The organism is Pseudomonas sp. HMWF006, assembly GCF_003061205.1.
In the GTDB taxonomy this organism is placed as follows: Bacteria; Pseudomonadota; Gammaproteobacteria; order Pseudomonadales; family Pseudomonadaceae; genus Aquipseudomonas; species Aquipseudomonas monsensis.
Genome location: NZ_QAIU01000256.1, coordinates 725 through 12,289, shown reverse-complemented (window position 1 = coordinate 12,289; position 11,565 = coordinate 725). Strand labels below are relative to the sequence as shown.

General features: G+C 59.7%; 12 protein-coding genes, 1 tRNA gene and 1 pseudogene. 8 read left to right on the top strand and 6 right to left on the bottom strand.

Annotated elements, in window-relative coordinates:
• The 5 genes and pseudogenes from DBR24_RS10605 to hemA form a co-directional block, all read right to left on the bottom strand.
• Positions 1 to 235 (bottom strand): annotated as a pseudogene (locus DBR24_RS10605) (aspartate/glutamate racemase family protein); the annotation flags it as partial.
• On the bottom strand, positions 228 to 983 hold the full coding sequence (locus DBR24_RS10600; protein WP_123463035.1) for a molybdopterin-synthase adenylyltransferase MoeB: 756 nt from the start codon (positions 981 to 983) through the stop codon (positions 228 to 230). The gene DBR24_RS10600 and the pseudogene DBR24_RS10605, both read right to left, overlap by 8 nt.
• Positions 977 to 1,807: a peptide chain release factor N(5)-glutamine methyltransferase gene (prmC, locus tag DBR24_RS10595; protein WP_128614698.1), complete on the bottom strand. Its 831-nt coding sequence runs from the start codon at positions 1,805 to 1,807 to the stop codon at positions 977 to 979. The genes DBR24_RS10600 and prmC overlap by 7 nt, the downstream gene beginning before the upstream one ends.
• On the bottom strand, positions 1,808 to 2,890 hold the full coding sequence (gene prfA / locus DBR24_RS10590) for a peptide chain release factor 1 (protein ID WP_123463031.1): 1,083 nt from the start codon (positions 2,888 to 2,890) through the stop codon (positions 1,808 to 1,810).
• Positions 2,887 to 4,173, bottom strand: coding sequence for a glutamyl-tRNA reductase (gene hemA, locus DBR24_RS10585; RefSeq protein WP_102356846.1), 1,287 nt, complete (start codon positions 4,171 to 4,173; stop codon positions 2,887 to 2,889). Before hemA ends, prfA begins: the two co-directional genes overlap by 4 nt.
• A 260-nt stretch (positions 4,174 to 4,433) precedes the next feature.
• On the opposite strand from hemA, the gene DBR24_RS10580 reads away from it, so the two are divergent.
• From DBR24_RS10580 to ychF, 8 genes are all read left to right on the top strand, one after another.
• Positions 4,434 to 6,158, top strand: a complete 1,725-nt coding sequence (locus DBR24_RS10580; protein WP_123463029.1) for a tetratricopeptide repeat protein — start codon at positions 4,434 to 4,436, stop codon at positions 6,156 to 6,158.
• Between the two features lie 3 nt (positions 6,159 to 6,161).
• The gene (gene lolB / locus DBR24_RS10575; RefSeq protein WP_128614697.1) at positions 6,162 to 6,779 is read left to right on the top strand and encodes a lipoprotein insertase outer membrane protein LolB; all 618 of its coding nucleotides are present in this window, start codon (positions 6,162 to 6,164) and stop codon (positions 6,777 to 6,779) included.
• A gap of 2 nt (positions 6,780 to 6,781) precedes the next feature.
• Positions 6,782 to 7,633, top strand: a complete 852-nt coding sequence (gene ispE / locus DBR24_RS10570; RefSeq protein WP_123463025.1) for a 4-(cytidine 5'-diphospho)-2-C-methyl-D-erythritol kinase — start codon at positions 6,782 to 6,784, stop codon at positions 7,631 to 7,633.
• 36 nt (positions 7,634 to 7,669) lie between these two features.
• Positions 7,670 to 7,744: transfer RNA gene (locus DBR24_RS10565), tRNA-Gln, on the top strand.
• Between the two features lie 45 nt (positions 7,745 to 7,789).
• Positions 7,790 to 8,731: a ribose-phosphate pyrophosphokinase gene (locus DBR24_RS10560; RefSeq protein ID WP_003171603.1), complete on the top strand. Its 942-nt coding sequence runs from the start codon at positions 7,790 to 7,792 to the stop codon at positions 8,729 to 8,731.
• Positions 8,732 to 8,872: 141 nt separating this feature from the next.
• A complete protein-coding gene (locus tag DBR24_RS10555; RefSeq protein WP_123463023.1) occupies positions 8,873 to 9,475 on the top strand; it encodes a 50S ribosomal protein L25/general stress protein Ctc in 603 nt (200 codons plus the stop codon).
• A gap of 171 nt (positions 9,476 to 9,646) precedes the next feature.
• On the top strand, positions 9,647 to 10,231 hold the full coding sequence (gene pth, locus DBR24_RS10550) for an aminoacyl-tRNA hydrolase (protein WP_003228164.1): 585 nt from the start codon (positions 9,647 to 9,649) through the stop codon (positions 10,229 to 10,231).
• A gap of 22 nt (positions 10,232 to 10,253) precedes the next feature.
• Positions 10,254 to 11,354, top strand: a complete 1,101-nt coding sequence (gene ychF / locus DBR24_RS10545; protein ID WP_103306068.1) for a redox-regulated ATPase YchF — start codon at positions 10,254 to 10,256, stop codon at positions 11,352 to 11,354.
• Here ychF and DBR24_RS31270 read toward each other — a convergent pair.
• On the bottom strand, positions 11,351 to 11,565 hold a 215-nt coding region (locus DBR24_RS31270), incomplete at its 5' end, for a hypothetical protein (RefSeq protein WP_218278128.1). The two genes, ychF and DBR24_RS31270, sit on opposite strands and share 4 nt — an antisense overlap.

The following is an 11,565-nucleotide window of genomic DNA, read 5'->3' as shown; positions in this document are numbered from 1 at the left end:
CCACCGTGGCGGTGTTGCAGGCGATCACCAGGGCCTTGGCGCCCTGCTCACGGAAAAACCCGGCCATCACGCTGCAACGCTGGCGAATGAACTCCGGGGTTTTCTCGCCGTAGGGGATGTGTCCGCAATCGGCGAAGTACAACAGCGATTCATTGGGCAGCAAGTGCTGGATTTCCGCCAGCACCGACAGGCCGCCGACACCGGAGTCGAACACCGCGATCGGTGCGTCAAGCATGAGCCGATCCACAGACACTGCATCCCGGATCGCGCTTGACCCGCAGTTCACGGAAACGCGAACCCAACGCATCGATCAACAACAGCCTGCCCACCAGCGGCTCACCGAAACCGACCAGTACCTTCAAGGCTTCCAGCGCTTGCAGGCTGCCGACCAGTCCCACGAGCGGCCCGACCACGCCGGCTTCGCTGCAGGTCAGTTCGGCTTCGCTGCCGTGCCCGTATAAACAGTGGTAGCAAGGGCTCTCGGGACGTCGCGGGTCGAACACCGACAACTGCCCCTCAAGACGAATCGCCGCGCCGCTGACCAGCGGTTTGCCCGCAGCCACACACGCAGCGTTGACCGCCTCGCGCGTCGAAAAATTATCGGAACAATCGAGCACCAGATCCACCGCCGCCACTGCCGCGGCGAGGGAATCCTCGTCCAGCGCCTGACGATGGGCGATCAGCCGAATCTCGGGGTTGATCGCGCCCAGTCGCTTGAGCGCCGAGTCGACCTTGCTCATGCCGACGCTGTCGGTGTCATGGATGATCTGGCGTTGCAGGTTGGTCAAGTCGACCGTGTCGAAGTCCGCGAGATGTAACTCACCGACCCCCGCCGCCGCCAGATACAACGCAACCGGTGCACCGAGCCCGCCGAGGCCGACGATCAACACGCGGCTGTCTTTGAGCTTCAGTTGGCCGTCGATGTCGATGTGTTGCAGGAGAATCTGCCGACTGTAACGCAGCAATTCCTGATCATTCAGCACGGCAGGCGCCCCAGGCTGATCCGTTGATGGCCGCCCAGATCGGTGCGGCTGTGGACTTCTTCGAAACCGCGGGTCTGCAGCAAATCGCGCACGGCTTCGGCTTGATCATAGCCGTGTTCGAGCATCAGCCAGCCACCCGCCTCCAGATGCTCCGGCGCCTGGGCGACGATCAGGCGCAGATCGTCGAGCCCGTCCACGCCGGCGACCAGAGCGCTGGCCGGTTCGAAGCGCACATCGCCCTCGACCAGGTGCGGGTCTGCCGCTGCAATATAGGGCGGGTTGCTGATGATCAATTGAAACCGCTGGCCTGCCAGTGCGCTGAACCAGTGACTGCTCAACACCGTGGCGTTGTCCAGGTGCAGACGCTGGCGATTGCGCTCGGCCAGAGCGACGGCTTCCAGCACCCGATCGACCGCCGTGACACGCCACGCCGGACGCTCACTGGCCAGCGCCAAAGCAATCGCGCCGCTGCCAGTGCCAAGGTCGAGGACTTTGGCCGGGGTCGCGGGGAGCAACTCCAGCGCGGCTTCCACCAGCAACTCAGTGTCCGGACGCGGGATCAGCGTGTGCGGCGCCACTTCCAGATCGAGTTTCCAGAAACCTTGCTGCCCCAGAATATAGGCCACCGGCTCGCCGCCACGACGCCGTTGCAGGTATTCGGCGAACGTCAGCGCGGCCTCTGTCGGCACGATGCGCTCGGGCCAGGTGTGCAGAAAGCTGCGCGACTTGCCCAGCGCAGCTGCGAGGAGCAGTTCGGCGTCGAGGCGCGCAGTCGGTGAGTCCGGTAATTCGGCGGCGCGCAACAGGCTGGCAATGATGGTCATTTATTCACCTATCGCTGCGAGTTGGTCAGCCTGGTATTCGGCCAGCAAAGGCTCGATCACCGCTTCCACGCCACCGGCGAGAATTTCATCCAGGGAATACAGGGTCAGGTTGACGCGATGGTCGGTGACCCGGCCTTGGGCAAAGTTGTAGGTGCGGATGCGCTCCGAACGGTCGCCCGAGCCCACCAGCAATTTACGCTCGCTGGCAATCGCATTGGCCGCCGCAGCGGTTTGTTGATCGTTGAGCTTGGCCGACAACCACGCCATAGCGCGGGCACGGTTCTTGTGCTGGGAACGTTCTTCCTGACACTCAACGACGGTGCCGGTCGGTATGTGCGTGATGCGGATCGCCGAATCGGTCGTGTTGACGTGCTGCCCACCAGCCCCGGAGGAACGGTAAGTGTCGACGCGCAAGTCCGCCGGGTTGATCTCGATGGCTTCGCGCTCGTCCGGCTCGGGCAACACCGCCACGGTGCAGGCCGAGGTGTGGATACGGCCCTGGGATTCGGTGGCCGGCACACGCTGTACGCGGTGCGCGCCGGATTCGAATTTCAGCTTGCCGTAAACATTGTCGCCTTCAATGCGGGCGATGACTTCTTTATAGCCACCGTGTTCGCCTTCGTTTTCCGAAAGGATCTCCACCCGCCAGCCACGACGTTCGGCGTAACGCGAGTACATGCGAAACAGGTCGCCGGAGAAAATCGCCGCCTCGTCGCCACCGGTACCGGCGCGAATTTCGAGGAAGACGTTGCGACCGTCGTTGGGATCCTTGGGCAGCAACATTCGCTGCAAATCGGACTCCAGGGTGATCAGCAATTCTTTGGCTTCGCGGACTTCTTCCACGGCCATTTCACGCATGTCCGGATCGCTGTCCTTGAGCAGCGCCTGCGCGCCTTCAAGATCGCCCTGCACGCTGAGCAGCTTTTTATAGGCGTGTACGACCGGTTCGAGTTCGGCGTATTCCTTGGAGTAGGCGCGAAACCTGGCCTGATCGGCAATGACCTCGCCGTCGCCGAGCAGTGCGGTCAGTTCCTCGAAACGGTCCTGGAGGATGTCCAGCTTATTGAGCAGTGACGCTTTCATTGCGGTTTTTTATCCGAAAAGCTATCCGGTGAGCCCTCGAGGGCAAAGAGTTCCTGGGCCATGGCCAGCGCATCGAGGCGGCCTTCGGCAGAAAGCTTTTTCAGTTGCACGCTGGGCGCGTGCAACAATTTATTGGTCAGGCCACGGGCCAGTTGCCCCAGCACGTCTTCAGCGTTACCGCCGTTGGCCAACAGACGCAGGGCTTTTTGCAGCTCCTCGTCGCGCAGGCGTTCGCTCTGTTGACGATAGGCCTTGAGCACGTCGACCGCCGCCAATTCGCGCAGGCGCACCATGAAGTCGTCGGCGCCGACCGAGACCATTTCTTCGGCCGCTTGCGCTGCGCCCTGGCGACTCTTGAGGTTTTCGGCGACGACTTCGTGAAGATCGTCGACGCTATAGAGGTAAACGTCGTCGAGCTCGCCGACTTCCGGTTCGATATCCCGAGGCACGGCAATGTCGACCATGAAGATCGGCTTGTGCTTGCGCTGCTTCAGCGCGCTTTCGACGGCGCCTTTGCCGAGGATCGGCAACTGACTGGCGGTCGAACTGATGACGATGTCACTGCGCACCAGTTCCGCCGGGATGTCCGAGAGCAACACCGCATGCGCGCCAAACTGCTCGGCCAGCAGGCTCGCACGCTCCAGCGTACGGTTGGCGACGACGATGCGCTTGACCCCCAGCTCATGCAAGTGGCGGGCGACCAGGGTGATGGTCTCGCCGGCGCCGATCAGCAGCGCCTGGCTGCGTTGCAAGTCGCTGAAAATCTGTTTGGCCAGGCTGACCGCCGCAAACGCCACGGACACCGGGTTCTCGCCGATCGCCGTATCGGTACGCACTTGCTTGGCGGCGTTGAACGTCGCCTGGAACAGGCGCCCGAGCAACGGGCCGATGGTGCCGGCCTCACGGGCCACGGCGTAGGCCGACTTCATCTGACCGAGAATCTGCGGTTCGCCCAACACCAGCGAATCGAGCCCGGAGGCGACGCGCATCATGTGACGAACTGCCGCATCATCTTCGTGCACATAAGCACTCGCGCGCAGCTCGTCGAGGCTCAAATGGTGATAATCGGCCAGCCAGCGCAGCACGATGTCAGCCGACAGCTGATCCTGTTCTATATAAAGCTCACTGCGATTGCAGGTGGAGAGGATCGCAGCTTCGCGGCTGTCGGTGAGTCGGCAGAGCTGCTGCAAGGCCTCAACCAGCTGCTCAGGCGTAAAGGCCACGCGCTCGCGGACGTCTACGGACGCAGTCTTGTGGTTAATACCGAGTGCAAGGAAGGCCATTCAAGGTCGCTGATGGTGACGTGAAGCCGGCAATTGTCCTACTTCGTCAGATTCAGAACAACTATTGGATATCTATCACCCTTATTTTATCCATCGCCTGCTGCGATCCATTCTCGTTTATGTACACACCAACCCGGCAGCGCTGCCGAAGCCTGCACCTACACAGAGATGCGCAGATGTCTTAATTGCCTCAGCGGTTATGTTTGGCCGAAAGCTTGTGTCATGATGATCCGACCGCAGGTTAGTCGTCCTCTTCCTATATGAATAGATCTTCCGCGTTGCTCCTCGCTTTTGTCTTCCTCAGCGGCTGCCAGGCCTTGGCCCCCGTTTCGCCGGACGGCACGCCGCCGGTCGAAGGCACCACGCCCGCGCCTGAAAAGCCCAAGGTTTACAGCTCGTTCAGCGAGGAAACCGTTTTCAGCCTGTTGAGCGCCGAACTCGCCGGCCAGCGCAATCGTTTCGACATTGCCCTGGACAACTACGTGACCCAGGCGATCAATACCCAGGATCCGGGCGTTTCCGAGCGCGCTTTCCGCATTGCCGAATACCTCGGCGCGGATCAACCGGCGCTGGACACCGCACTCATTTGGGCAAAAAACGCGCCGGAAGACCTCGAAGCGCAACGCGCCGCGGCCGTGCAACTGGCACGCGCCGGGCGATATGACGACTCCATGGTCTATATGGAGAAAGTCCTGCAGGGCAAGGGCGACACCCATTTCGACTTCCTCGCACTGTCGGCCGCCGACACCGATCAGGAAACACGCAACGGTCTGATGAAAAGTTTCGACCGTTTGTTGCAGCGTCACCCGAACAACAGTCAGCTGATTTTCGGCAAGGCCCTGCTCCTGCAGCAGGACGGCGACAACAAAGCGGCGCTGGCCCTGCTCGAAGACCACCCGCCGGAAGACGGCGAAATCGCGCCGATTCTGCTGCGCGCGCGCCTGCTTCAGCTGTTGAGCCGTGGCGACGAAGCCCTGCCGCTGCTGCAAAAAAGCATCAAGAAATACCCGGACGACAAGCGCCTGCGCCTGACTTACGCGCGCATGCTGGTCGAACAGGACCGAATGGACGACGCCAAGGCCGAGTTCTCCAGCCTGGTTCAGCAATACCCGGAAGACGACGAACTGCGCTATTCGCTGGCACTGGTCTGCCTGGAAGCCAAGGCCTGGGAAGAAGCCAAGGGTTATCTGGAAGACCTGATCGCCCGTGAGAGCCACGTCGATTCGGCGCACCTGAACCTCGGCCGCATCGCCGAAGAACGCAACGACCCGCAAGGCGCGCTCATCGAATACGCCCAGGTCGGCCCGGGCAACGATTACCTGCCAGCGCAGTTGCGTCAGGCCGACATCCTGATGAACAACGGCAAGACCGCTGAAGCCCAGAGCAAACTGGCCGCCGAACGCGATGCCCAGCCTGACTATGCGATTCAGTTGTACCTGATCGAATCGGAAACCCTGTCGGCCAACAAACAGGACGACAAGGCCTGGAAAGTCTTGCAGCAAGCCCTGCAGCAGTACCCGGACGATCTGAATCTGCTGTACACCCGGGCGATGCTCGCGGAAAAACGCAACGACCTGGCACAGATGGAAAAGGACCTGCGCCTGATTATCAAGCGCGATCCGGACAACGCCATGGCGCTGAACGCTTTGGGCTACACCCTGTCTGACCGTACGACCCGCTACGCTGAAGCCAAGGCGCTGATCGAGCAGGCGCACCAGATCAACCCGGAAGATCCGGCGGTACTCGACAGCCTCGGCTGGGTGAATTTCCGCCTGGGCAACCTGGACGACGCCGAGAAATATCTGCGTCAGGCGCTGGAGCGCTTCCCTGATCACGAAGTGGCCGCTCACCTGGGCGAAGTGCTGTGGATCAAGGGCAACCAACGGGAAGCCAAACAGATCTGGGGCAAGTTCCTCAAGGATCAGCCCGACAGCACCATTCTGCGCAGTACCATCAAGCGCCTGACCGGATCCGAGACTCTCTAACTCATGTTTTTGCGCCACGTTATTGTTTTCAGCTTCATCGCCCTGCTCGCCGGTTGCGCGGGCTTCGGTGCTCGCGAATCGGTCGAGGGCCACGGCAGTCCGGCTCAATGGGCCGCGAACAAACAACAGTTGGCTGGCCTCGACGGCTGGCAGATCGACGGCAAGATCGGCATTCGCGCCCCGAAAGACTCGGGCAGCGGCACGCTGTTCTGGCTGCAACGTCAGGACTACTACGACATTCGCCTGTCCGGCCCGCTGGGTCGTGGCGCGGCCCGCCTGACCGGGCGTCCGGGCAAGGTGTCGCTGGAAGTCGCCAATCAGGGGCGTTATGACTCCGAGTCGCCGGACGCGCTGCTCGAAGAACAGCTGGGCTGGAAACTGCCGGTCTCGAATCTGGCCTGGTGGGTGCGCGGCCTGCCGGCGCCCAACAGCAAAAGCCGTCTCAATCTGGACGCTAACAGCCGCCTGGCCAATCTTGAACAGGATGGCTGGACAGTCGAATACACCGCCTACACCGAACAAAACGGTTACTGGTTGCCCGAGCGCATCAAACTGCACGGCACTGACCTGGACGTGACGCTGGTGATCAAGACCTGGCAGCCACGCAAGCTGGGGCAATAAGCATGACCGCAGCACGCCTGACCCTGCCGTCGCCGGCCAAGCTCAATCTGATGCTGCACATTCTTGGTCGTCGCGCAGATGGCTACCACGAATTGCAGACGCTGTTTCAATTTGTCGATTACGGCGATGAAATCACCTTCGCCGTGCGCGATGACGGTGTAATTCAGCTGCACACCGAATTCGCCGGCGTGCCCCACGACAGCAACCTGATCGTGCGCGCGGCAAAAATGTTGCAGCAGCAATCCGGTTGCACACTCGGCATTGATATCTGGATCGACAAGGTTCTGCCCATGGGCGGCGGCATTGGTGGCGGCAGTTCAAATGCGGCGACCACTCTGCTGGGGCTCAACCATCTCTGGCAGTTGGGCTGGGATGAAGATCGACTGGCCGCACTGGGCCTGTCGCTGGGTGCCGACGTGCCGGTTTTCGTCCGTGGCCATGCAGCGTTTGCCGAGGGTGTGGGCGAGAAACTGACCGCGGTCGATCCCGAAGAACCGTGGTATCTGGTGCTCGTGCCGCAAGTCTCTGTAAGTACGGCAGAAATTTTTTCCGATCCTTTGTTGACACGTAACACGCCGCCCATTAAAGTGCGCCCCGTTCCCGAGGGAAACAGTCGAAATGACTGCTTGCCGGTGGTTGCAAGGCGTTATCCAGAAGTGCGTAACGCGTTGGATTTGTTAGGTAAATTTACCGAAGCAAAGCTCACCGGAACTGGAAGTTGTGTGTTTGGGGGCTTCCCAAGCAAAGCTGAAGCTGATAAAGTCTCGGCCCTTCTGACAGAGACCCTTACAGGGTTTGTAGCAAAAGGCAGCAACATTTCAATGTTGCACCGCAAGCTGCAAAGCCTGCTCTAAAGGAACCAAGTGCTCGGCACTTGATGCAACAGATACAGGGGCGTCGCCAAGCGGTAAGGCAGCAGGTTTTGATCCTGCCATGCGTTGGTTCGAATCCAGCCGCCCCTGCCATTTTCTATACTCATCCAGGTTACCCTCAGCCTCTAGGTACTGCGCGTGTCCAAGATGATGGTCTTTACGGGGAATGCTAACCCCGATCTGGCTCGGCGTGTTGTACGTCAGCTGCATATCCCTCTCGGTGACATCTCTGTCGGTAAGTTTTCCGACGGCGAAATTACTGCCGAGATCAATGAAAACGTTCGCGGTAAAGACGTTTTCATTATTCAGCCGACTTGCGCCCCGACCAACGATAACCTGATGGAACTGGTAGTGATGGCTGATGCCTTCCGCCGCTCCTCAGCTACTCGTATCACTGCTGTTATTCCTTATTTTGGTTATGCCCGTCAGGATCGCCGTCCGCGTTCCGCACGTGTGGCTATCAGCGCGAAAGTCGTCGCTGACATGCTTACCGTAGTCGGCATCGACCGTGTTCTCACGGTTGATCTGCATGCTGACCAGATTCAGGGCTTCTTCGATATTCCGGTAGATAACATCTACGGCTCCCCGGTTCTGGTGGATGACATTGAAGATCAGCGCTTCGAAAACCTGATGATCGTGTCCCCGGACATTGGTGGCGTCGTGCGTGCACGTGCCGTTGCCAAATCCCTGGGCGTGGATCTCGGGATCATCGACAAACGCCGTGAGAAAGCCAATCACTCTGAAGTGATGCATATCATCGGTGATGTCGAAGGGCGTACCTGCATTCTGGTCGATGACATGGTCGATACCGCCGGCACCCTGTGCCACGCGGCCAAGGCCCTGAAAGAGCATGGCGCAGCCAAGGTCTTTGCCTATTGCACACACCCTGTGCTGTCGGGTCGGGCCATCGAGAATATCGAAAATTCCGTGCTGGACGAGCTGGTGGTGACTAACACCATCCCGCTGTCCGCTGCAGCACAAGCCTGTGCACGTATCCGTCAACTGGATATCGCACCGGTTGTTGCCGAAGCGGTTCGCCGCATCAGCAATGAAGAATCGATCAGCGCGATGTTCCGTTAAGGGCCCTGCCCTTCTCGAAATGTCTCGTTGACGAAAAGCGCCCCGCCCCGGCATTCCTGCCGGGGCGGGGCTTTTTTGCCCATACCGTGTTTGGCGCTGGTCGCAAACGCCACTCGGTCATGGCTATTTTGGAGATACAAAATGAACGAATTTACTCTGAATGCTGAAGTGCGTTCCGACCTGGGGAAAGGTGCGAGCCGCCGCCTGCGTCGTCTCGCCGCTCTGGTTCCAGCTGTTGTTTACGGTGGCGAAAAAGCCCCTGAATCCATCAGCATGCTGGCCAAAGAAGTTGCCAAACTGCTCGAAAACGAAGCGGCTTACAGCCACATCATCGAGCTGAACGTTGGTGGCACCAAGCAAAACGTAATCATCAAAGCTCTGCAGCGTCACCCGGCCAAAGGCCACGTGATGCACGCTGACTTCGTACGCGTTGTCGCTGGCCAGAAACTGACCGCTATCGTTCCTGTGCACTTCATCAACGAAGCTGCTCCAGTGAAGAAAGGCGGCGAGATTTCGCACGTTGTTGCTGAAATCGAAGTGACCTGCCTGCCGAAAGATCTGCCTGAGTTCATCGAAGTCGACCTGGCTGACGCTGAAATCGGTTCGATCATTCACCTGTCGGACCTCAAAGCTCCTAAAGGCGTTGAGTTCGTTGCTCTGGCACACGGCGATGACAAGGCTGTTGCCAACGTCCACGCTCCACGTGTTGCTCCAGAAGCTACCGAAGAAGGCGCAGCAGAGTAATTCACTCTGTTACGCCGGAGTGAGCAAGTAACATCGCGGACTGGAACGTAGCGAGAAAGCGGGCGAGAACGCGGAGTTTACATTCATGGTAAATGAGCAATTTTCGTCCACTTTCGCCGCAGCCTCCGATTGCGGCGATGTTATCCACCACTCCAAGGAAGGGCCCCTATCGTGACTGCCATCAAACTGATCGTTGGCCTGGGAAATCCAGGCGCCGAATACGAACAGACCCGGCATAACGCAGGGGCCCTTTTTGTTGAGCGCATCGCTGCCGCGCAAGGTGTGAACCTTGTGGCCGATCGCAAGTATTTCGGCCTGACCGGGCGCTATTCGCATCAGGGTCAGGATGTTCGTCTGCTGATTCCCACCACCTACATGAACCGCAGCGGCCAGGCCGTGGCGGCACTCGCCGGTTTCTTCCGCATCAAGCCTGAAGAAATCCTGGTGGCGCATGACGAACTCGACTTGCCTCCGGGCGTCGCCAAGCTCAAACAGGGCGGCGGCCATGGCGGTCACAACGGGTTGCGCGACATCATCGCGCAACTGGGTAATCAGAATACGTTCTACCGCCTGCGGCTTGGCATTGGCCACCCGGGCGTTGCCAGTATGGTTTCAAATTTCGTCCTGGGTCGTGCGCCACGCGCCGAACAGGAAAAACTCGATGCCAGCATCGACTTTGCCCTCGGCGTGCTGCCGGATATCCTCGCCGGGGAATGGAACCGCGCGATGAAAAACCTGCACAGCCAGAAGGCCTGACTCTAATCCGAGGGGAAACACCATGGGATTCAATTGCGGCATCGTCGGCCTGCCTAACGTCGGCAAGTCCACCCTGTTCAACGCCCTGACCAAATCCGGTATCGCGGCCGAGAACTTCCCCTTCTGCACCATCGAGCCGAACAGCGGCATCGTGCCGATGCCCGATCCTCGTCTGGAAGCCCTGGCGGCCATCGTCAATCCGAAGCGCATCCTGCCGACCACCATGGAATTCGTCGACATCGCAGGCCTGGTGGCCGGCGCGTCGAAAGGTGAAGGCCTGGGCAACAAGTTCCTGGCCAACATCCGCGAAACCGACGCCATCGCTCACGTGGTGCGCTGCTTCGAAGATGACAACGTGATCCACGTGTCGAACAGCGTCGACCCGAAGCGCGACATCGAAATCATCGACCTGGAACTGATCTTCGCCGACCTCGACAGCTGCGAGAAGCAACTGCAGAAAGTCGCGCGCAACGCCAAGGGCGGTGACAAGGACGCCGTGGTTCAGAAGGCTCTGCTGGAGCAACTGATCGCACACTTCACCGAAGCCAAGCCGGCGCGCAGCCTGATGAAGAACATGAGCGCTGACGAAAAGGCCGTGATCAAGGGCTTCCACCTGCTGACCACCAAGCCGGTCATGTACATCGCCAACGTCGCTGAAGACGGTTTCGAGAACAACCCGCACCTGGACGTGGTCAAGGCCATTGCCGAGGAAGAAGGCGCGATGGTGGTTCCGGTCTGCAACAAGATCGAAGCGGAAATCGCCGAGCTCGACGACGGCGAAGAGAAGGACATGTTCCTCGAGGCCCTAGGCCTGGAAGAGCCTGGCCTGAACCGCGTGATCCGCGCCGGCTACGAAATGCTGCACCTGCAGACCTACTTCACCGCCGGTGTCGAAGAAGTCCGCGCTTGGACCGTCAAAGTCGGTGCCACCGCACCTCAGGCTGCTGGCGTGATCCACACCGACTTCGAGAAAGGCTTCATCCGCGCCGAAGTGATCGCCTACAACGACTTCATCCAGTACAAGGGCGAAGCCGGTACCAAGGAAGCCGGTAAATGGCGTCTGGAAGGCAAGGATTACATCGTTAAAGACGGCGACGTGATGCACTTCCGCTTCAACGTCTAAGCAACACCGTTCAAGAAAAAGCCGCGTTTGATACGCGGCTTTTTTGTGCCTGAAATATTCTCCGCCACACCACCTGACAATTTGTGGGAGTGAGCTTGCTCGCGAAAGCGGAGTGTCAGCAAAGCATTCGTCGACTGACACGACGCCTTCGCGAGCAAGCTCGCTCCCACAGGGGATGTTTGTGGGATCAGGCCTTTTTGGTGCGTGGCAG

Coding starts and splice junctions, on each gene's coding strand:
- prmC (WP_128614698.1), bottom strand. CDS start 1,807: ATGACCATCATTGCCAGCCTGTTGCGCGCCGCCGAATTACCGGACTCA.
- prfA (WP_123463031.1), bottom strand. CDS start 2,890: ATGAAAGCGTCACTGCTCAATAAGCTGGACATCCTCCAGGACCGTTTC.
- hemA (WP_102356846.1), bottom strand. CDS start 4,173: ATGGCCTTCCTTGCACTCGGTATTAACCACAAGACTGCGTCCGTAGAC.
- DBR24_RS10580 (WP_123463029.1), top strand. CDS start 4,434: ATGAATAGATCTTCCGCGTTGCTCCTCGCTTTTGTCTTCCTCAGCGGC.
- lolB (WP_128614697.1), top strand. CDS start 6,162: ATGTTTTTGCGCCACGTTATTGTTTTCAGCTTCATCGCCCTGCTCGCC.
- ispE (WP_123463025.1), top strand. CDS start 6,782: ATGACCGCAGCACGCCTGACCCTGCCGTCGCCGGCCAAGCTCAATCTG.
- DBR24_RS10555 (WP_123463023.1), top strand. CDS start 8,873: ATGAACGAATTTACTCTGAATGCTGAAGTGCGTTCCGACCTGGGGAAA.
- ychF (WP_103306068.1), top strand. CDS start 10,254: ATGGGATTCAATTGCGGCATCGTCGGCCTGCCTAACGTCGGCAAGTCC.